The organism is Skermanella stibiiresistens SB22, assembly GCF_000576635.1.
Taxonomy (GTDB): domain Bacteria; phylum Pseudomonadota; class Alphaproteobacteria; order Azospirillales; family Azospirillaceae; genus Skermanella; species Skermanella stibiiresistens.
In genome coordinates this window covers 18,617-36,467 of sequence record NZ_AVFL01000006.1, presented here as the reverse complement: position 1 = coordinate 36,467, position 17,851 = coordinate 18,617, and the positions used below count along the sequence as shown (strand labels likewise).

At 65.2% G+C, this 17,851-nt stretch carries 20 protein-coding genes; 7 read left to right on the top strand and 13 right to left on the bottom strand.

Going from position 1 to position 17,851, the window contains the following annotated elements; genetic code table 11:
• Positions 1 to 41: 41 nt before the first annotated feature.
• From N825_RS38780 to N825_RS09865, 6 genes are all read right to left on the bottom strand, one after another.
• Positions 42 to 632, bottom strand: a complete 591-nt coding sequence (locus N825_RS38780) for a hypothetical protein (RefSeq protein ID WP_157619079.1) — start codon at positions 630 to 632, stop codon at positions 42 to 44.
• A 177-nt stretch (positions 633 to 809) separates the two neighbouring features.
• On the bottom strand, positions 810 to 1,844 hold the full coding sequence (locus N825_RS09885) for an ABC transporter permease (protein ID WP_051511890.1): 1,035 nt from the start codon (positions 1,842 to 1,844) through the stop codon (positions 810 to 812).
• Complete coding sequence (locus N825_RS09880) at positions 1,841 to 3,349, bottom strand: sugar ABC transporter ATP-binding protein (RefSeq protein WP_037450519.1); 1,509 nt, start codon at positions 3,347 to 3,349, stop codon at positions 1,841 to 1,843. Before N825_RS09880 ends, N825_RS09885 begins: the two co-directional genes overlap by 4 nt.
• Before the next feature lie 12 nt (positions 3,350 to 3,361).
• Positions 3,362 to 4,372 carry a sugar ABC transporter substrate-binding protein gene (locus tag N825_RS36355; RefSeq protein WP_198038262.1) on the bottom strand — a complete coding sequence of 337 codons (1,011 nt, stop codon included), beginning with the start codon at positions 4,370 to 4,372 and terminating at the stop codon, positions 3,362 to 3,364.
• Between the two features lie 30 nt (positions 4,373 to 4,402).
• Entirely contained in the window at positions 4,403 to 5,473 is a 1,071-nt protein-coding gene (locus tag N825_RS09870; RefSeq protein ID WP_037450517.1) for a CapA family protein, read from the bottom strand.
• Positions 5,474 to 5,519: 46 nt separating this feature from the next.
• Positions 5,520 to 6,575, bottom strand: coding sequence for an isopenicillin N synthase family dioxygenase (locus N825_RS09865; protein ID WP_157619078.1), 1,056 nt, complete (start codon positions 6,573 to 6,575; stop codon positions 5,520 to 5,522).
• A 190-nt stretch (positions 6,576 to 6,765) separates the two neighbouring features.
• On the opposite strand from N825_RS09865, the gene N825_RS38775 reads away from it, so the two are divergent.
• The 3 genes from N825_RS38775 to N825_RS09850 all read left to right on the top strand — a co-directional run bounded on the left by N825_RS38775 (position 6,766) and on the right by N825_RS09850 (position 8,978).
• Complete coding sequence (locus tag N825_RS38775) at positions 6,766 to 7,488, top strand: GntR family transcriptional regulator (RefSeq protein ID WP_037450514.1); 723 nt, start codon at positions 6,766 to 6,768, stop codon at positions 7,486 to 7,488.
• A 144-nt stretch (positions 7,489 to 7,632) separates the two neighbouring features.
• Positions 7,633 to 8,196 carry a lysozyme family protein gene (locus tag N825_RS09855; RefSeq protein ID WP_037450512.1) on the top strand — a complete coding sequence of 188 codons (564 nt, stop codon included), beginning with the start codon at positions 7,633 to 7,635 and terminating at the stop codon, positions 8,194 to 8,196.
• Between the two features lie 29 nt (positions 8,197 to 8,225).
• Positions 8,226 to 8,978 (top strand): hypothetical protein, encoded by a 753-nt coding sequence (locus N825_RS09850; RefSeq protein ID WP_157619076.1) that lies wholly within the window; start codon positions 8,226 to 8,228, stop codon positions 8,976 to 8,978.
• A gap of 86 nt (positions 8,979 to 9,064) precedes the next feature.
• Here N825_RS09850 and N825_RS09845 read toward each other — a convergent pair whose 3' ends face one another.
• Together N825_RS09845 and N825_RS09840 are read right to left on the bottom strand one after the other, a co-directional pair.
• Positions 9,065 to 9,496, bottom strand: a complete 432-nt coding sequence (locus N825_RS09845; RefSeq protein WP_051511886.1) for a hypothetical protein — start codon at positions 9,494 to 9,496, stop codon at positions 9,065 to 9,067.
• 13 nt (positions 9,497 to 9,509) lie between these two features.
• On the bottom strand, positions 9,510 to 9,713 hold the full coding sequence (locus tag N825_RS09840) for a hypothetical protein (RefSeq protein ID WP_037450505.1): 204 nt from the start codon (positions 9,711 to 9,713) through the stop codon (positions 9,510 to 9,512).
• A gap of 146 nt (positions 9,714 to 9,859) precedes the next feature.
• Here N825_RS09840 and N825_RS09835 point away from each other — a divergent pair, with 146 nt between their 5' ends.
• Complete coding sequence (locus N825_RS09835; protein ID WP_037450502.1) at positions 9,860 to 10,240, top strand: transposase; 381 nt, start codon at positions 9,860 to 9,862, stop codon at positions 10,238 to 10,240.
• A complete protein-coding gene (locus N825_RS09830; protein ID WP_051511884.1) occupies positions 10,237 to 11,133 on the top strand; it encodes an IS3 family transposase in 897 nt (298 codons plus the stop codon). The genes N825_RS09835 and N825_RS09830 overlap by 4 nt, the downstream gene beginning before the upstream one ends.
• 256 nt (positions 11,134 to 11,389) lie before the next feature.
• On the opposite strand, the gene N825_RS09825 is transcribed toward N825_RS09830, so the two are convergent.
• Positions 11,390 to 11,677, bottom strand: coding sequence for a hypothetical protein (locus tag N825_RS09825; RefSeq protein WP_157619075.1), 288 nt, complete (start codon positions 11,675 to 11,677; stop codon positions 11,390 to 11,392).
• Between the two features lie 276 nt (positions 11,678 to 11,953).
• Between N825_RS09825 and N825_RS09820 the strand changes: the two genes are divergently transcribed.
• Entirely contained in the window at positions 11,954 to 12,466 is a 513-nt protein-coding gene (locus N825_RS09820) for a peptidase associated/transthyretin-like domain-containing protein (protein WP_037450942.1), read from the top strand.
• Between the two features lie 5 nt (positions 12,467 to 12,471).
• Positions 12,472 to 13,083 carry a ferric reductase-like transmembrane domain-containing protein gene (locus N825_RS09815; RefSeq protein WP_157619108.1) on the top strand — a complete coding sequence of 204 codons (612 nt, stop codon included), beginning with the start codon at positions 12,472 to 12,474 and terminating at the stop codon, positions 13,081 to 13,083.
• Between the two features lie 4 nt (positions 13,084 to 13,087).
• Here the strand turns inward: N825_RS09815 and argH are convergent, their stop codons facing one another.
• Genes argH through N825_RS36350 form a run of 4 tightly spaced genes read right to left on the bottom strand, consistent with a single transcriptional unit; the run spans position 13,088 to position 17,818 of the window.
• Positions 13,088 to 14,641: an argininosuccinate lyase gene (argH, locus tag N825_RS09810; protein ID WP_051511882.1), complete on the bottom strand. Its 1,554-nt coding sequence runs from the start codon at positions 14,639 to 14,641 to the stop codon at positions 13,088 to 13,090.
• Between the two features lie 24 nt (positions 14,642 to 14,665).
• Positions 14,666 to 15,808 carry a mandelate racemase/muconate lactonizing enzyme family protein gene (locus tag N825_RS09805; protein ID WP_037450494.1) on the bottom strand — a complete coding sequence of 381 codons (1,143 nt, stop codon included), beginning with the start codon at positions 15,806 to 15,808 and terminating at the stop codon, positions 14,666 to 14,668.
• A 51-nt stretch (positions 15,809 to 15,859) separates the two neighbouring features.
• Complete coding sequence (locus tag N825_RS09800; RefSeq protein ID WP_037450485.1) at positions 15,860 to 17,365, bottom strand: tripartite tricarboxylate transporter permease; 1,506 nt, start codon at positions 17,363 to 17,365, stop codon at positions 15,860 to 15,862.
• An 18-nt stretch (positions 17,366 to 17,383) separates the two neighbouring features.
• A complete protein-coding gene (locus tag N825_RS36350; protein WP_051511880.1) occupies positions 17,384 to 17,818 on the bottom strand; it encodes a tripartite tricarboxylate transporter TctB family protein in 435 nt (144 codons plus the stop codon).
• Positions 17,819 to 17,851 lie beyond the last annotated feature (33 nt).

Here is a 17,851-nt window from a genome sequence, read left to right as displayed (position 1 = left end):
GATGGAAAGCATTGGGAGATCGGGTGTGGGTTGATGGGTTCCTACTGCCGGAACCGCAAAGCTTCCAGATCCTTCTTCAAATCCGAAACGTCTATCTTGCCAATTTCAAGACTTTTGCAAGAAAATCCCTGAAGTATGGATCGGTAACCAACATCGATACTGTTGCCATAGGTGGCGAAACCGATGCAGTCCAGCGGTATTTGGTTCACAGAGAATTTCTGGAGTTTGTATGTGCGGCCATTGACATCGATCGGAGGCAGCGCTTCCCAATTGACGCCCTTGGCCCTGACCAACTCGATTTTGGAGACGAGCGCCTGAACATCCTGATGCTTTACGTGTGTATTGATGCCAGCCGTTTGGAGAAGGACGTTCATGAAGCCCGTGTCACTTTGAAAACTTCGGACATAGGCGGTTGCCGTGAGTTCCACGGCACCCGGTGTGGAAATTAAGCAACTCTTCTCATGATCAGGTTTCAGATCTTTACGATCACTCGTGATGGGAAAATCCTTGCAATCGACGGGCCCATTCTCTCCCGATGAATATTGGCGGCCAGTGGTGGCGCAACCCGACATCCAGCTGGTGGCCAGCGCCAAGACGAAGGTGAACCGAATCTGACGAGACAATCGGGACATGCTGAATTCCACCACAACAATCGAATGTACTAATTCAAACGCAATCCCGATACTCCATTTTTTATACCTTTGTCGATAAATATCGTTGAATGCACTGTCCCCGAGATCCTCAATAAACAGACCGATCGGTTTTTAAATCACCGATAACTGGGCGATGACTGGAAAACTCCCGGATAGTTACTTCGCCAGCCTCTCCGCCACCAGTTTCCGCCGCGCGCCCCGCGTCGTGATGAAAGATCCCAGCGCGTCCAAGCTGGCGGCGAAGACCAGGGCCAAGCCGCTGGCGACCAGTTGCACGAAGGGCGGCACGTTGAGCAATGTCAGGCCGTTGTCCATGACACCCAGGAAGACCCAAGCCGTCACGACGCCCATCACCCTGCCGCGGCCGCCGGCGAAGGCGACTCCCCCCAGCAGGATGATGGTCAGCGCCTGCAATTCCATCTGCAGCCCAAGGGAACCTGGCGACGCGCCGTCGAGCCGGCCAACCAGCATCACGCCCGCCAAGCCGGCGGCGGCCCCCGCCGCGACATAGAGCGCCACCAGCAGCCCGCGGACCGGCAGGGCCGCTAGGAACGCGGCTTGCGGATTGATGCCGATCGCGTAGATGTGGCGCCCCCACACCGTCGCCGAGGTGAACAATCCCGCCAGCGCGAAGGCGCCGCAGACGAACCAGAGCAGCACCGGAATTCCGAGCAAGTCGCCATTGCCGATCCAGAAGAACGTGTCGCCCAGACCATAGACCTCGGTCGAATTGACCAGCAGCGTCACGCCCCGCAGCAGCCCGAGCATGCCAAGCGTCACGATGATCGGGTTGAAGCGGAGCACCCCGTTCAACAAGCCGTTGACCAGTCCGACCGCCGCTCCGGTCGCGACGCCGACGCCGAACGCGACGGCGGGAGGAACGCCCCAGCTGGTGATCGCCAGCGCCGTGACCATGCCGGAGAACGCGATGTTCGATCCGACCGAGAGATCGACATGCCCAGCGATCACCAGCGGCGTCATGACCGCCGCCACCACGCCGATCGCGGCGTAGTTGGTCAGGATCACCTTGAAGTTCGACACCGACAGGAAAGCCGGGCTCTGCGACGCGAAGAAGGCGATCAGCAGGATCAGCGCCACCAGCAGGATGTTGTTGACGATCAGGTCGCCCCGTCCGGCCAGGAGGCGGGAGGCGAGCGGTTCGGCTTGGGGCGCCAGGGCGGCGGTCTTCATGCCGCGGTCTCCTTCTCATGTTCGATCCGATGGGCCAGCGCGGTCAGGCGGGTCTCGTCGATCTCGGCGCCCCTCAAGGTTCCGGCGATCCGTCCGCCGGACAGCACGATCACGCGGTCGGCCAGTTGCATCAATTCCTCCGGCTCGGACGAGGTGACGATCACGGCGGTGCCGGTGTTAGCGGCGACCGACCGCAGGGCCTCGTAGATGTCGCGCCGCGCGCCGACGTCGACCCCCTGGGTTGGTTCGTCCAGCATCAGCAGCCGACATGACCGGACCTCGTTGAGCCATCGGCCGATCACCAGCTTCTGCTGGTTGCCGCCGGAATAGCGCCGCGCCTCCAGATCGGACCGGCGCGGCTGGAGGTTGAGCCGCGTGCCGGTCCGGTTGAAGACGCCAACCTCCCGGCTCCGCCGCCGCCATCCCCAGCGGGAAAGATCCCATAGCCAGGGCAGCAGCATGTTCTCCCCGGCGGACAACCCGCCGATGATGCTCTTGCGCAGCCGGTCGGACGGCACCAGGGCCACACCGGCCATCACCGCCGCGGCGGGATCGCGGGGCGCGTAGGGCGAACCGTCCAGCCTGATCGCGCCGGCGGCCGTGGGGATGGCGCCGAACAGCGCCTCCAGCAGTTCGGTCCGTCCGGAACCGACCAGCCCGAACACGCCGACGATTTCTCCGGCGTGGACAGAGAAATCGACCGGTCCGACCCTGGGCGCCACCAGTCCCTCGACCTCGATGACCGCCTTGGCTTCGGCATCGTGCCGCCGGACGGCGCGGCCCCGCTCGACCGGGCGCCCGACGACGGCGCGGACGATCTGGTCATGGTCCAGATCGGATACCGCTCCCGTCAGCACGACCTCGCCGCCGCGCAGGACCGACACCCGGTCGGCCAAGGCGAAGACCTCCGCCAAGCGATGCGTCACGTAGAGCACCGGAAGATTCGACCGCTTCAAGGCCAGCAAGTGGCGGCCGAGGTTTTCCGCCTCCTGTTCGGACAGTGCGGCGGTCGGCTCGTCCAGGATCAGTACCTTCGGGTCCGATCTCAACGCCTTGACGATCTCCAGGCTTTGCAGTTCGGCGTTCCCCAAGGTCGACAGGTCGGCGTCGGGATCGATGTCGATGCCGAGCCCATCCAGCCACCGGGCCGCCTCGGCGCGCTGGGCGCGGCGCCGGACGAAGGGCCCGATGACCAGCTCGTTGCCCAGGAAGATGTTGTCGCTGGCTGACAGGCTCAGGGCCAGCGACAGTTCCTGGTGGATCACCGCGATGCCGGCGCGCTTGGCCTCGCGCGGGGTCAGCGTGGCATGGGAGCGCCCGCCGACGATCATCTCGCCGGAGTCCGGGCTGGTCCCTCCCGACAGGCACTTGATCAGCGTCGATTTTCCGGCGCCGTTGGCGCCCAGCAAGGCGTGGATCTCGCCGTCGGCGACCGCGAGATCGATGCCCTTGAGGACTTCGACGCCCCCATAGCTTTTCCTGAGGCCGCGAACGGCGAACGACATCCCCGCCTCCCTTCAGCCGCCGGCGCCCTGTTCGTCCAGATAGGCCTGCGCCTTGGGCGACTTCTCCGTCACCAGTTCCAGCGGCACGATCGAGTCACCCTTGTTCCTGCCGTTCAGCAAGTCGTCGGCTGTCGTCACGATCGCGTCACCCACGCTCTTCAGCGGGATCGCCATGGACGCGCGGTAGATCGTGCCGCCTTCCCTCAGCAGCTTGAGGGCCGGCACCGTGCCGTCCATGCCGCCGATGAACGCCTTGGGATCCGACTTGTCCTTGCCCGACGCGATCCACGCCTTGTAGGCGCCCTCCGTCGCCGGGTCCTCGACGCCCAGGATCACGTTGGCGTCGGGATGGGCCTGGAGGATGGAGCGCGTCACGTTGAGGCCGTCGGTCGGGTTGATCGCGTCCTGCTCGGCGACGATCTCCACCTTGGGCGCCACCGACTTCAGCCCATCCTTGATGCCATTGCCGCGCAACTGGCCCCAGGTCGCCTTCTCATAGCCGAGCACCACGACCTTGGCCGTCCCGCCCAGGGTCTCGTTGACCCACTTGCCCGCGTACTCGCCAAGCTTCCGCCCGTCGTCATATTGGGCGTAGCCGACCGTCGCGTCCTGGTTGGTCAGCTTCTCGCCATAGGTGATCCACTTGATCCCGGCCTCGCGGGCTTGCTTCGCGATCGTCTCGAACACGGCGGGCTGCGGCGTCACGCAGACGATCACCGGAACCTTCTGCTGGATCCAAGTCTTCAAGGTGTTGATCTGCTTGTTCATGTCGGCGCCGGGATCGTCCACCACGACCCGGTAGCCCATTTCGGTCCCCTTCACCTTGGCCTGGTTGAGGGAGGTGACCACGGCGCCGATTGTCGACGAGTTGGGGAAGCTGACCGCGATCAGCTTTTCCTGAGCCGCGGCGCCCGCTGGGAAGCCTGCGGATAGCGCCGCCGTCCCAAGGAGGAACGCGCCCGCGAGGAAACCGCGTCTCGCGACGCCGCGGAGGAAGGAGGGGCTGCTGGGGGGATGCGTCACGGTCATGGTCCCTGTCTGTCGTTGGTTGGGTTAAGGAATGGGGGTGATGGTCAGGAATCCGGAAGGGTCGGCCCGGACCTCGGCGCCCAGGGGCCCGGAAAGCCGCGCCAGTCGGTCGGCGACGCGGTGGAACCCGTCGCCGGTCGCCAGCATGGGCAACCGCTCGGCGTCCAGCGTCGTCGGGAAGACCCGGAGCCGGATGGCGCCGCCGTCCGCGAACAGGGTCTGGGCGACGTAGCCGTCCGGCGACATCCCGGCCCATAGCGCCTTGACCTTGGGCGAGGCCTCCAGGAAGACCTGCTGTCCAATGAAGGTGCCCAGGCTGAAGAGGATCGGCTTGCCCCGATGGAAGCCGATGCCATGGACCGCGTGCGGGTGGTGTCCATGGACGATGTCGGCGCCGGCCTCGATCAAGGCCCGGCCGAGGGGCATCTGATACTCCGCCAAGTCCTCGCCGGAGCCGAAGCCCCAGTGGATCGTCGCCACGACGACATCGCACCGGCCGCGCAAGGCGGTGACGGCGGCCAGCGCCGAGGCGGCGTCGTCCGCCCGCACCGTCGTCCTGATCCGGATGGCGGAGGGATCGCCCGGTTCCTCCATCTGGTACCAGGGATCGACCTCGTAGGCGGTCTCGACCCGGATCGGCGAGATGCCGGGACGGTCCGGGCCCGCCGCCATGCCGGTGGGGGTGAGGCAGGAGAACGCCACGATCCCCACGCGCCGGCCCGCCACGTCCATGACCGCGGGCAGTGAAGCCTCGGCCTGATCGAGCCCGGCGCCGATCACCCGCAAGCCGGCGTCCGTCAGACCCCGCCGCGTCTCGTCCAAGCCGGTCCAGCCATAGTCGACCGCGTGGTTGTTGGCGATCGTGACGATATCGACCCCAATCCCCGGCACGTCGGCGGCGATCTCGGGAGCGGCCCGGATGTTCAGCAGCTTCTCGACCGGAGCGCCGCCGCGGGTCAGCGGCATCTCGAAGTTCCCAACCGCCAGATCGGAGTCGTGAAGCAATTGGTAGACCGCGAGAGCCGAGGCCGGCGGATCGAGCAGCCGCCGGGTCGGGAGGATGTCGCCCGTCAGGGCGAGGGAGAAATCGGCCACGTGTCGCTTCCTCTATGCCGCGTCGCCTCGTTGAGGGGGTAGCCGGTCAGGCCTTGGTCGCCATCCACTTCCGCGTCCAATGCTCGGCATAGGTGAAGCTGTCGTACTTCCTGGGCTCCGACGGTCCGAAGCAGGATGGCAGGGTTTCGATCACCGCGTCGTAGTTCGGCTGGTGGAAGAACACGACCGAGTGGCGCCGCGCCGTGCTGGCGAGTTCCGCCGGGGGGTTGACGACGCGGTGGAGCGTCGAGACCCAGCGGTCGTTGGTCCAGATCTGCATGACGTCGCCGATATTGACGACATAGGAGCCGGGCTGGGGCGTGACGTCGACCCAGTAGCCATCCCGATGGCGCGCCTGCAAGCCTCCGGCCGCTTGATCCGACATCAGGATCGTCAGCGTGCCGTAATCGGTGTGGGCGCCGCTGCGAAGCTGACCGGGTTCCGGAGCCTCGGCTTGTTCCGGATAGCAGATGATCCGCAGCGCGCTCATGTTGCGGTCCAGCTTGTCGTAGAAAAAGTCCTCCGGCAGGTCGAGCGCCAGCGCGAACAATCCCATCAGGTCGTTGGCCAGCCTGTTCATGCGGCGGTAATAGGACTTCATTGTCTGTTCGAAACCCTCGGGCCTTTCGGGCCAGAGGTTCGGGTGGAAGTGATGGCCGGCCTCCGGACGCTCGTAGTATTCGCCGCCGGGAATATCGACCGGTCCCATGTCGATCATTTCCTTGAGGTCGCCGGGTGCGCCCATGCCCAACCCGGCCGACAGGCTCTCGCCCTTCAGCGGGGTATAGCCGCGGCTGATCGACGGGTCGGGTTGGCGGATCCTCAGCTTGTCCTCGACCGGCGACTGGAAGAAATCGGCGGCGGTTCGATAGGTCCGGTCGACGCTGGGCTGGTCGACGCCGTGGCCGACGATGATGAAGAAGCCGATCTCCTCACACGCCTTGTTGATTTGATTAGCCACCTCCCGGCCGCCCTCCGGTGATCCCTGGAGATAGGGCGAGATGTCGATGACCGGGATGCCGGTCATCGTTCCACCATTCGCATCGGCTGGACCGGCCACAAGGGTTTCGCGGCGGTCGGGACTGGATGGGATGGAAGGCATGCTCGGTTCCTCTTGGGTGCGGATCGGCTATTTTTCCCTTCGGTGTTTGCAGAAGCCGTGCCATCTCAGTAAAATCAGGGACTTAGCTGATGAAAGGAAATCCGGCGGCTGTTTGTCGCCAAAATCATCAAGATTGTCGACAATCCGTGCCCATGATTTACATGAAGCCTGCCTCGGAATTGGATCGGCGATGTCGAAGTCAGCGAAGAACTCCAAGTCACATCCATCAGCCGAACCGGGCGACGACATCGAGGAGGTGATCGTCGAACACATCAGGACCAGGGTTCTGATCGGCGCGCTGCCTCCCGGAACCAAGCTCGGCGAGGAGTTGCTGGCTGAGACCTTCGGCGTCACCCGCTCACGGATACGCCAATGCCTGCAACGGCTGTCCTATGAGCAACTGGTCGAGTTGAAGGCGAACAGGGGTGCCTTCATCGCCAGCCCCGGCATCAAGGACGCCAAGGACATCTTCGAGGCCCGCCGCGTGATCGAGCGCGTCACGACCGAGATCGTCGCCCGCACCGTCCTGACCCATCGGCTGAGGGACCTGCGCCGCAAGGTCGACGCCCAGGAAACCGCCGCGCTGCACGGCAACCGCAAGATGGCGATCACCGAAGCCGGCGACTTTCACCGCCGTCTGTCGAGCCTCGCCCACAATGCGGCGCTGGCGGGAGCCTTGGAGCCCCTGATCCTCCGTACCGCCCTCATCTTCGGGCTCTATGGCAATTCCGGCGCGATGTTCTCGGTCGCGGAACACCACCACCGCATCCTTGACCTGATCGAGATCGGCGACAGCAACGAAGCCGCCAGCGCCATGGAGCGATGCCTCTACGCGCTTGAAGGCAACCTTGACCTGCGGCGGGTCGGCGACGCCGCGGTCGATGTCCGGCGTGTCCTTCAGCGGATCCTGTGAGCGGGTCATGCCCGGCTCCACTATCCATGTGTAATTAAGGCATTTTTTACCGGATTTGATTCTAAAATTAGAAATGGGCATCGATAACACCCGAGGAAAGTAAGTCCGATTCATTGTTTACACCAAAAAATTGTAGAGGATACGATGGCTGATTTCCCCTGGGATCAAGTGGTCAAGGACCTGAGCGTCTTCGAAGGCCGATTCTCGTACATGTATCTCGACACGGTGGGCTGCGTGACCGTTGGTGTCGGAAAGATGCTGCCCGACGCGGCGGCGGCGCGGAAGCTTCCGTTCGTCGACCGGGTGACGGGATCGGCGGCGACGGCGGACGATATCGCCAACGATTTCGCTTCGGTGAAGAAACAGACGGCTGGGCTTCTGGCCAGCAAGTACAAGCCGTTCACCAAGATCGACCTTCCCGATACCGAGATCGACAAGCTCCTGCTCGCCGAGGCCGAGGATTTCGATGGGCAGGTCAGACGGAACTTCAGCGGCTATGATGATTATCCGGTCGACGCCCGGCGCGTCATCCTCGACATGGCGTTCAATCTCGGCATGGGGGGCCTCCTCAAGTTCAAGAAGTTCAAGGCGGCGGCGGAGGCCCACGACTGGGCCACGGCGGCGGCCGAGTGCAAGCGGGGGGGCATTCAGCAGAGCCGTAACGACTGGGCGAAAAACCTCCTGCTCGAAGTGGCGCAGGCTGGCTAAGCCGCGCCGGCGAACTGTATGATCTGTACATGATGGCAATGAACCGATCTGGGTTGCGGAAGATTGGGCTGGCGGCGGCGCTGGCGCTGGTTTGGCTTGGGGCGGTGACCGCCTCGGGCCATGCCGACGATCGTGGGGTCAACCCGATCTGGATCTCGCCCGTCCTCGAGTTGGAGCCGGACCGGCCCTTATCGGCGGTGCTCGACGCGCCTTGGGAGGATGCTTTCGACGTCATCATCGACCTAGGCGCCGGTCAAACTCGGGACACCATACGGACCTGTGCCGACTACATCAGGCTTGGACCGGCGGTCGTTGGAGCGGGATCCGACCAGGAGTACCGGGTGCTTCGATCGACCGGCACCCGATGTGCCGCACTGGACCTGATTGGCCGGGCCAAGCCGGCGGAGCGCTCCTTCGTCAAGGACTTCCGGTTCGACAAGGTGGCGGCTCACGACCTGCCACCAGCACTGGCCCTCGCGGTCTCTCCCGACGAGGAGCGGCGGGTCAAGCGGGCCGCCGCGGCCGGCGGCTCGATCCTGGATGTGGACCGCTCCATCACGCTCCACGGATTGGATACGGGATCGGCCGAACTCCGGGCCAAGGACTGGAAGGCCAGGCTGGCCGTACTGGCGCGGGGCGACTTCGACGGTGACGGCATCGAGGACATGCTGGTGCGCCGCGACGCCTCCAAGACCGGCGGGACCTACGCTTCATCGGACCTGTTCGTGCTGACCAGGACGACGCCATCCAAGCGGCTCCACATCATTACACCAGCCCGATAGAGCCGACCAGGAGGTTGGTAGGTTCCGTCAGGTCTCGCGCCAGTTCCGATCGGAGGCACGATCAGCCCTGGCGAGCGGTGTGGTCGTCAGGCGACGGCGAGCACATCGCGTAGGGCGGCGACTCTCTGGACATGGATCGCCCGTCGCCGGGCCGCGGACGCGTGCTCCTTGCGCCGAGTGGCTGGTCGGAGGAAGTCGCGCACCTCGTCGAGGGTTCGCGGGTAGCTGGCATACCAGCTTCGGCCAGCCTTGCCCTTGCGGCGCTGGCGCAGAGCATCGGTCAGCAGCGGCGCCAGGCTGGCTTCCCAGTCGCGGATCGCTTCATGGCTGAACACCATGCCGCGCGGCAGCAGGATCAGAAGAACCATGTCGGTTGGCGGTTGAAGCCGGTTCAGCACCGAGCGGGTCCGCTCATTGAAGCCCCGCCCGCAGCCCCGGCACCGGAAATGCCGATAGCCATGTGCCGTCCGATCCGAGCGCTCCGTCGTCTTGGCCGAACAGCAACGCGGGCAGAGCATTGTTCATCTCCCTTCATAAAGGGCTGCTCCACCTCAATCCTCCGTCCGCCAGCAAGCTGGCGCGAAACCTGACGTAACCGATCCGCCCGATCGCGAAGACGTCCTGTCCGATCATCAGTGGGGTCAATTCGTTCTCGACGATATCCACGACCTCGCGCGGATGATTGCGGTTGTCGTCGTTGTGGACCTCGCTGATCAGGCCGGTATCGGTTGCCATCCGGGTGATGAGCGTTCAGTTGCTGGCGACGCTGTAGCGGCTGCCGCCGAATACCTTGGTCAGCGAAATCTCGATCGCGGCGAAGTGGAGTGCCCCCCTAGACTGAGACAGGGAAATGATGACACTTTCCTGCAGGGGGTGACCGAATGTCGAAGGAAGAGCCGAGGGTTTTCAGCCGGGATTTCAAGCTTGGCGCGGTTCGCCGGCTGGAAGCCGGTGAGAACGTCAGCGCCTTGGCGCGGGAATTGGGAGTGGCGCGACAATTGATCCACACGTGGCGCAAGCGGGTCCTCGAAGGCGGTCCCGAGGCGTTGCGTGGCAAGGGACAGCCGCACGCCGTTCCACTGGGATCGGTCGTCGTCGCTCCCGCTTCGGCGCAAGCGCGGGTCGCGGAGCTTGAGCGGATGATTGGGCGTCAGCAGGTGGACCTGGATTTTTTTCAGCGAGCCTTGCGTCATATCGAGGGAAGACGCCAGCCGAGCGTGGGGCTTGGCGCGACGGCGTCTACGAAGTCATCCGAACGATGACCGACGCGTCCCGACCGCAAGGCCAAGCCACCATCGAGCGCCTATGCCGGCTCGCCGGCGTCAGCCGGGCCGGCTTTTATCGGTATTGGCAGACCTCGGCGCCACGCGTGGAGGAGACGGGCGTGCGTGACGCGCTTCAGCGGGCGGCGCTGGAGAATCGGCGCTACGGTTATCGCCGGCTGACCGCCCAGCTCAAGCGCGAGGGTTGGGCGGTCAACCACAAGCGCGTTCTGCGGTTGATGCGGGAGGATAACCTGCTGTGCCTGCCCCGGCGGCCCTTCGTGCCGGTGACGACGGACAGCCGGCATGACTGGCGGATCGTGCCGAACCTCGCCCGCGGCTTGGACGTGGCGGCCCTGAACCAGTTGTGGGTCGCGGACATCACCTATGTGCGCCTGCGCGAGGAGTTCGCCTATCTCGCGATCGTGCTGGATGCCTTCAGCCGCCGTGTCGTGGGTTGGGCGATGGCGCCCCACCTGCGGGCGGAACTGGCGGTGGCGGCGCTCGACATGGCGATAGCGGATCGCCGTCCCGCGCCGGACAGTCTGATCCACCACTCCGACCGGGGTGTCCAGTATGCCTGCGCCGAATACGCCAGGCGATTGGAGGAGCATGGCATCACGCCAAGCATGAGCCGGATCGCCAATCCCTACGACAACGCCAAGGCCGAGAGCTTCATGAAAACCCTGAAGGCGGAGCAGGTCGACGGCACGATATACCGTGATCTGGATCAAGCGCGCGAGCAACTGGGTCCATTCATCGAAACCGTCTACAATCAACAACGCCTCCACTCGGCCTTGCGGTACCGGCCACCGGTGGAGTTCGAACAACAGTTCGCGAGCGGCCGTCCGGGGGTACCCCCGGACGGCCGCTCGCGAACCACCTGTCATTAATTTCCCTGTCTCAGCCTAAGGGTTCACTCCAGCGGATTCCTTCGGCGTCCCGATGACAAATGATGACATTTCATCACGGATGGGGGGACAGCAAAACGGTCGCGAACCGTCAAAGCGTTGGGGGTGAGCGGGGTGCCGCCCCCTCACCGTGCCCCCTCGATCGCCAGGATCAGCCGCGTCGTCGCCTGATCCGCCGCCTCGAAATGGTTCTTCTTCCAGTTGGATTGACGGTCACGACCGTATTTTTCGCTTTCATTCAGGTCATCTGGCGCAACTGCGCCCCCAGGAACAGCTTGCCCTTGTGGAAACCATGGCTGGTGTCGCGGGTCAGCCGGGTTTCCTTGGGGTCGATCTGGACGACCTGATCCAGATCGGTGACGAAGGCCGCCTGATGCCCTCGCACCATCTCGTCAGCACCCGTGCAATGGGCGATCTGCGAACCGCCGGTATGGTCGAGCTTGTCGACCCGATGCACCAGCCACTCCGCATCCCGGCACAGGACGCGCATTCCGGGGGCGAGAAGCGGAGCTGGCGACGGGGGCATATGCTGGTGCTCGATGAAAGGAATTCAACCTGAAGGCTTAAGGCTAATGTTGGAAGCGGGTGGGTGCTACAATCGGCGTGCTGGATGACGGCGAGGGGGACTGGTGGCGGGCGTGGGAGATCGGCCGCATCCAGATAGGCTGTCGTCGTAAGTGGCGGAACGCCACGGTCGCCGTGACAATGCCCGACGCATGCTTCACCCCGCGCCTCCATCACCTACATAGGGTTTGTGAACGAGGAGGCGTACGCGCCATCCATGATGAGAGGAGATATCGGAATGAACTCCGCCCCACAGACGCGCCGGACCTTGCTCATGGCCGGGACTTCCGCCGTTGGAGTGGCGCTCGCGACTGGCGTCTCGGGCCTTTTCGCGCCTGCTCGGGCGCAGGGCCTCGCGCCGACGCCGACGATGCGGGGCGGCGCCAACAACTACCTGCCCGGTGCGCCCGTCGTGGAGCGCATCGGCGGCGGCGGTTTTTGGATGACGGGTACGGTGCTGCGCGCGGGCGACGGTGCCCCACTCCAGGGCGTGCGCATCCAGATCTGGGCGCATACGACCGAGGGGCACGAGCGCGACCCGGAAAGCCATGGGGCCACGCTGACGGATGCCGATGGTGTGTTTCGAATGGAAATGCCGCAGATCGTACCAACCTTCGGCCAGCCCCACGGACATCTCGCCTATGACGCGGACTTCGACGGCAAACGGTTCGAGACCGTCTTTCTGCGCCCGGTCATGCGCGGCGCGAGCGAGACGAGCCTGAGCGCCCACTTCGTCCTGCGGCCGGCGTGACCCGCTTGCCTTCCTTTCGCGCGATCTTGATCTGGGCCGCCCTCGCGGCCGCGCTTGTCCCGCCGATCGCGGTGGCGGTGACGAGTCCGTTGCTCGCATGGCGCGAACCAGTCTACATCGTAGCCGGCTTCGCGGGGGTGGTCGCGCTCGCGCTTCTCCTCCTGCAGCCTTTGCTGGCGGCGGGATACCTGCCGGGCCTGCGTGCGGGACCCGGGCGCCGGGCGCACGCCTGGATTGGGAGCGGGCTCGCGGCGGCGGTCGGCGTTCATGTCGGGGGCCTGTGGCTGACGAGCCCGCCGGACGTGATCGACGCCCTGCTCTTCCGCTCGCCGACCCCTTTCTCCGCCTGGGGCGTGATCGCGATGTGGGCGGTGTTCGCGACAGCACTCCTGGCCGCGCTGCGACGGCGGTTGCGCCTCAGGCTAAGGGTTTGGCGTCTGATCCACACGACGCTCGCGATGGTCGTCGTCCTTGGCACTGTGATCCACGCGTTGTTGATCGAGGGGACGATGGGGACGATGTCGAAAGCCGCGCTTTGCGCCTTGGTGGTGGTGGCCGTCGCCAAGGCGATCTTCGATACGCGGTCCCTCATCCTGCCGGCGCGCGGAAAGGCTTGAGAACCTATTCGCGGACGGCACCGTCTAGTTGTTTGACGTGAGCCGAGCACTGGGCGAGCAGCGCCGCGACCTCGGTTTCGATGCGGGCATCGGCTTCGGCAAGCCGATTCACGACGGCGGCGATCTTCGCGCGGTCCGCTTCGAGACGCGCGAGCCGTTCGCTTGCCATGCGGTTGACCTCGCTCGTGGAGGGGCCACCGCGCACGGCGCGGGCCTCGACATTCCCACGCGGATCGAGCGCGCGCTCAACCGCCTGATCGCTGATCACGCAGGGCTGGCCGAACAGCGCTCGGCTCGCGGTATCGATGTCGCTGGCGGTCATCTCCGGCGCGATGCGCCCGCTCTCCAGCGCTTCGCGGACGACGCGGCCGACGATGTTATGGGCCTTGCGGAAGGAGAGGCCAGTCTCGCGCACGATGACGTCGGCGAGTTCGGTCGCGGTGCCGAAGCCGATGGCGGCCGAGCGCAGCATCGCCTCGGGGTGGACGCTGAGGGTGTCGACGACGCCGGCCGCCACGGCGAGGGCGTGGGTCGAGCGCTCCACCGCGTCCATGGTCGCGGCGTTGAGGCCGGTCACGCCGTCATTCACATCGGCGAAATGCGTGTTCTTGCTGCAGGCGAGCACGGTGCCCATCGAGCCGGTGACATAGGCCGCGGCGGTCTTGATGTATTCGAGGCCCTGCGGGTTCTTCTTCTGCGGCATGATCGAGGAGACGCTGGAGAAAGCGTCGCTCAGCTCGATGAAGCCGTATTCGAGCGTGTTCCACTCCTGCAGATCGGTGGCGAGACGCGAGACGCCGGTCATCATGATGGCCATCGCGGAGACCGCCTCATGGGCGTCGTCGCGCGAGGACACCGCGTCGTAGGCGACTTCCATCAGACGGGGGAAGCCGAGTAGTTCGGCCGTGTGGTCGCGGTCGATCGGGAAGGCGGTGGTGGTGAGGGCGCCGGCGCCGAGCGGGCATCGGTCGCAGCGGTCGAGCGCGCCGGCCAGGCGCTCGGCGTCCCGCTCCAGCATGTCGGCATAGGCCAGCAGGTAATAGCCGAGAGAGATCGGCTGGGCGTGCTGCGTGTGGGTGTAACCCGGCATGATGGTCCCGGCATGCTCCCGCGCGAGGCGCAGGCAGATCTCGCGCAGGGCATTCAGCGTCTCCGAGAGCTGGACAAGACGGCGACGCAGCGCCATGCGCCACGAGGTGATGTTGAGATCGTTGCGCGAGCGCGCGGTGTGCAGGCGTCCGCCGACATCGGGGCCAAGCGCGCTGACGATGAAGCGCTCGTTGTAGGAGTAGAGATCCTCCTGCTGATAGTCGATGTCGAGCGCCTCGGGGCCGGCCGCGCGCAGATCGAGGACCGTCCGCAGCGTCTTCGCGATGTCCTCGCCGGATACGATGCCTTGGCGCGCCAGCATCAGGCCGTGTGCGAGATGGATGCGCATCTCCTCGCCGAACATGTATTTCGTCCCATAGGCGATGGCGGGACGGTAATAGGCGTCCACCAGCGCCGCCGCGGGGGGCAGCTTGACGCGCTCGCGCAGCGAGACTTTTTCTTCGCTCATGATGTTTCCTTTTCAACCCGGCGCTTAGACGAAGCCCGGACCTTCGATCACCGGGTTCCTCTCGATGAAGCTCTCATCCACCTCGAGTCCGATGCCGGGACGGTCGAGCGGGCGCACGAAGCCGTCGGAATCCATCTCGTAGGGCGAACGGTCGAACGGCGCCGATCGCTGGGGATTGTAGCCTTCGCTGGCTTCGAAGTACCCGCCATTGTCGATCGAGGCGAGGACGTGGATGCCGGCGGCGAGGTCGAGACCGGTGACACCGCCATGCGGGTTGATCTTCACGCCCCACGCCGAGGCCATCGCGGCGATGCGCATGATCTCGGTGAAGCCACCCGTCTTGCCGACGTCGGGCTGGAAGACGCGCACGGCGCCCGATTCGATGTGCTTCACGAATTCGAAGCGCGTGTAGTTGTTCTCGCCCAGCGCCAGCGGCGTACTCGAGTATTTCGAGGCGATCTCGTAAGAGCGGTAATCGTTGGGCGGGAACGGCTCCTCAAGCCACGACACGCCCATTTCCGCCAGGGCCGGCATGACTCGGCGGGCGTCGTCGAGCGTGTAGGCGGTGTTGGCGTCGGTGAGGATGTCGATCTTGTCGAACGCCTTGCGCACGGCGGCGACGCGGGCGATGTCCTTGTCCACCGCCTGCCCGATGCGCAGCTTCACCGCCTTGTAGCCCTTGGCGGCGAAGGAGGCGACCTCGTCCGCGAGTTCCTCCGGCCCGCGCCCGATGCCGAGCGCGCCGCCGCCGCCGGCATAGGCGGGAATCTTCTTGTCGCTGCCGCCCAAAAGCTTCCAGACCGGCCAGCCGACCGCCTTGCCGCGAATGTCCCAGCACGCCATGTCGACGCCGGAGAGCGCGATCACCGAGCCCGCACCCATGCCGTGGCTGGCGACCTGCGCCTTGTAGACCTTGTCCCAGATCGCGACCGTGTCGGTCGGGTCCATGCCGACGACGAGCTGGTGCATAGTATTGTTGACGATGTTCGCCACCGCGCCGGGATTGCGGCCGTGATGGGCCTCGCCCCAACCGATGATGCCTTCGTCGGTGAACACCTTCACCAGCACCGCGTCGCGCTTGGCGAGGCGGCCGATGCCGAGCCGGTTCTGCTTTTCCGGCGGGATCGGCGAGGAGATCGGGAAGGCCTTGATGTCGGTGATGCGCATGGAAACCTCAAAACGGCGAAAAGGGCGGGCGGGCGGTCGGAGCGGCGGCGATCAGGCGGCTTCCGCCATGCCGGGCCCGCGGCGCAGCAGGGGATAGATCAGCGTCAGCGCCGAGATCAGGAGCAGCACGGCGGAGATCGGGTGGGTGAGGAAGACGAGCGGCGAGCCGGACGAGATCACCAGCGCCTGCCGGAACGAGGCTTCAGCCATCGGACCAAGAACGAGGGCGATGATGACCGGGCTGGCGGGGATGTCGGCATATTTGAACAGGCAGCCGAGCACGGTGAAGGCCAGCATGATCCAGATGTCGGTCATCGAGTTGTTGATGCTGTAGACGCCGATGAAGCACAGCGTCGCCACGACGACGGGCAGCACCTTCTGCGCGACCCGCAGCAGCCAGACGAAGAACGGCACCATCACCGTGTTCTGGATCAGCAGCATCACATTGCCGATGTAGAGGCTGGCGATCAGTCCCCACACCACGTCCGGATGTTCCGCGAACAGGCGCGGCCCGGGCTGGATGCCAAGCAGCACGAGCGCGCCGAGCAGAACGGCGGTGGTCGAGGAGCCGGGGATACCGAGCGACAGAAGAGGCACGAACGCGCCGGAACTCGCGGCGTTGTTCGCCGATTCCGGCCCGGCGACACCGCACAACGCGCCCTTGCCGAACTGTTCGGGGTGCTTCGAGACGCGTTTCTCGATCCCGTAGGACAGGAAGCTCGCGATCGTCGCGCCCGCGCCGGGCAGCACCCCGATGAAGAAGCCAAGGAAACCGCCGCGAAACATGGCGCCGATGGTCTCACGGAATTCCGCGCGGGTGGGAATGACTTCCCGCAGGCGAAAGCGGGACTTCTTGTCCGTGAGGAAGCTCGAAGGGTTGGAGATATCCTGGAGAACTTCGGCCAGCCCGAACATGCCGACCACGGCGGGAAGGAAGTTGATGCCGTCGAGCAAGTCCATGCTGCCGAAGGTCAGGCGCGGAAAGCCGGAGACGATATCCTGTCCCACCGTGCCGATCAGTAGCCCGAAGGCCAGCGCCATGGTCGCCTTCACCACGCTGCCGCCGGTCAACGCGGCGATCAGCGTGAAGGCGAGGATCATCACCGCGAAATACTCGGCCGGACCGAATTTGAGCGCGAAGCTCGCGAGAGGGATGGCGACGATCGTGAGGAAGACGAGGCCGAGCGTGCCCGCCAGGAACGAGCCGATGGCGGCGAGACCGAGCGCGAGCGCGCCCTTGCCCTGCTTCGCCAGCGGGTAACCGTCGAAGGTCGTCACCACCGAGGCGCTCTCGCCCGGCACGTTGAGCATCACCGAGGTGATGGTGCCGCCATACATCGCGCCGACATAGACGCCAGACATCGCGACGAGCGCGAAGAGCGGGTCCGCGCCATAGGTGACGGGCAGCAGCACCGCGATGGCGGCCGAGGGGCCGAGGCCCGGCAGCACGCCGACCAGCGTGCCGGCGAAGGTGCCGGCAAGGCAGGCGGCCAGCATCCGCCAGTCCATCATGCGGGCGAAGCCGCCGCCAAGGGCGGAAAGGACGTCGTATTCCATGGGGAAATCCTTCGCGCCTCAGATCCACAATCCGCGCGGGAACGGGATGTTCAGGAGATGGACGAAGACGAAATAGAGAAGCGCGACCCAGATGGCGGCGAGCGCCAGCGCCTTCAGCGGTGGCAGGCGGGCGACGAAGGCGAGACCTGCGAAGGAGAAGGCGAACAGCCCGCCGGTGAAGCCGATATAATCGATGGAGAAGGCGAGCCCCGCCGCCAGCACCAGCAGCGATATGGCGCGGGGGAAATACGGCCCCCAGTCGATCGGCCCACCACCTGACGGCTTCACCGCGACCACGGCGGCGCACACCATGAGTATCGCGCCATAGGTGATTGGGGCGGCGCCGGGGCCGACGGTGTACTCGTCCCACAGCGATAAGCCGCTCGCGCCATGGATGCCGATGGCACCCACGAGTAGCAGCGCGAGCGCGAGGCAGCGTTCCAGAGTCCGCATTACGTCACCGATCAGATCGACCAGGGCAGGGAT

What these genes read in the sequence shown, in the direction of transcription:
- N825_RS38780 (WP_157619079.1), bottom strand. Translation starts at nt 632, where the DNA reads ATGTCCCGATTGTCTCGTCAGATTCGGTTCACCTTCGTCTTGGCGCTG.
- N825_RS09885 (WP_051511890.1), bottom strand. Translation starts at nt 1,844, where the DNA reads ATGAAGACCGCCGCCCTGGCGCCCCAAGCCGAACCGCTCGCCTCCCGC.
- N825_RS09880 (WP_037450519.1), bottom strand. Translation starts at nt 3,349, where the DNA reads ATGTCGTTCGCCGTTCGCGGCCTCAGGAAAAGCTATGGGGGCGTCGAA.
- N825_RS09865 (WP_157619078.1), bottom strand. Translation starts at nt 6,575, where the DNA reads ATGCCTTCCATCCCATCCAGTCCCGACCGCCGCGAAACCCTTGTGGCC.
- N825_RS38775 (WP_037450514.1), top strand. Translation starts at nt 6,766, where the DNA reads ATGTCGAAGTCAGCGAAGAACTCCAAGTCACATCCATCAGCCGAACCG.
- N825_RS09855 (WP_037450512.1), top strand. Translation starts at nt 7,633, where the DNA reads ATGGCTGATTTCCCCTGGGATCAAGTGGTCAAGGACCTGAGCGTCTTC.
- N825_RS09850 (WP_157619076.1), top strand. Translation starts at nt 8,226, where the DNA reads ATGATGGCAATGAACCGATCTGGGTTGCGGAAGATTGGGCTGGCGGCG.
- N825_RS09845 (WP_051511886.1), bottom strand. Translation starts at nt 9,496, where the DNA reads ATGCTCTGCCCGCGTTGCTGTTCGGCCAAGACGACGGAGCGCTCGGAT.
- N825_RS09840 (WP_037450505.1), bottom strand. Translation starts at nt 9,713, where the DNA reads ATGGCAACCGATACCGGCCTGATCAGCGAGGTCCACAACGACGACAAC.
- N825_RS09835 (WP_037450502.1), top strand. Translation starts at nt 9,860, where the DNA reads ATGTCGAAGGAAGAGCCGAGGGTTTTCAGCCGGGATTTCAAGCTTGGC.
- N825_RS09830 (WP_051511884.1), top strand. Translation starts at nt 10,237, where the DNA reads ATGACCGACGCGTCCCGACCGCAAGGCCAAGCCACCATCGAGCGCCTA.
- N825_RS09825 (WP_157619075.1), bottom strand. Translation starts at nt 11,677, where the DNA reads ATGCCCCCGTCGCCAGCTCCGCTTCTCGCCCCCGGAATGCGCGTCCTG.
- N825_RS09820 (WP_037450942.1), top strand. Translation starts at nt 11,954, where the DNA reads ATGAACTCCGCCCCACAGACGCGCCGGACCTTGCTCATGGCCGGGACT.
- argH (WP_051511882.1), bottom strand. Translation starts at nt 14,641, where the DNA reads ATGAGCGAAGAAAAAGTCTCGCTGCGCGAGCGCGTCAAGCTGCCCCCC.
- N825_RS09805 (WP_037450494.1), bottom strand. Translation starts at nt 15,808, where the DNA reads ATGCGCATCACCGACATCAAGGCCTTCCCGATCTCCTCGCCGATCCCG.
- N825_RS09800 (WP_037450485.1), bottom strand. Translation starts at nt 17,365, where the DNA reads ATGGAATACGACGTCCTTTCCGCCCTTGGCGGCGGCTTCGCCCGCATG.
- N825_RS36350 (WP_051511880.1), bottom strand. Translation starts at nt 17,818, where the DNA reads ATGCGGACTCTGGAACGCTGCCTCGCGCTCGCGCTGCTACTCGTGGGT.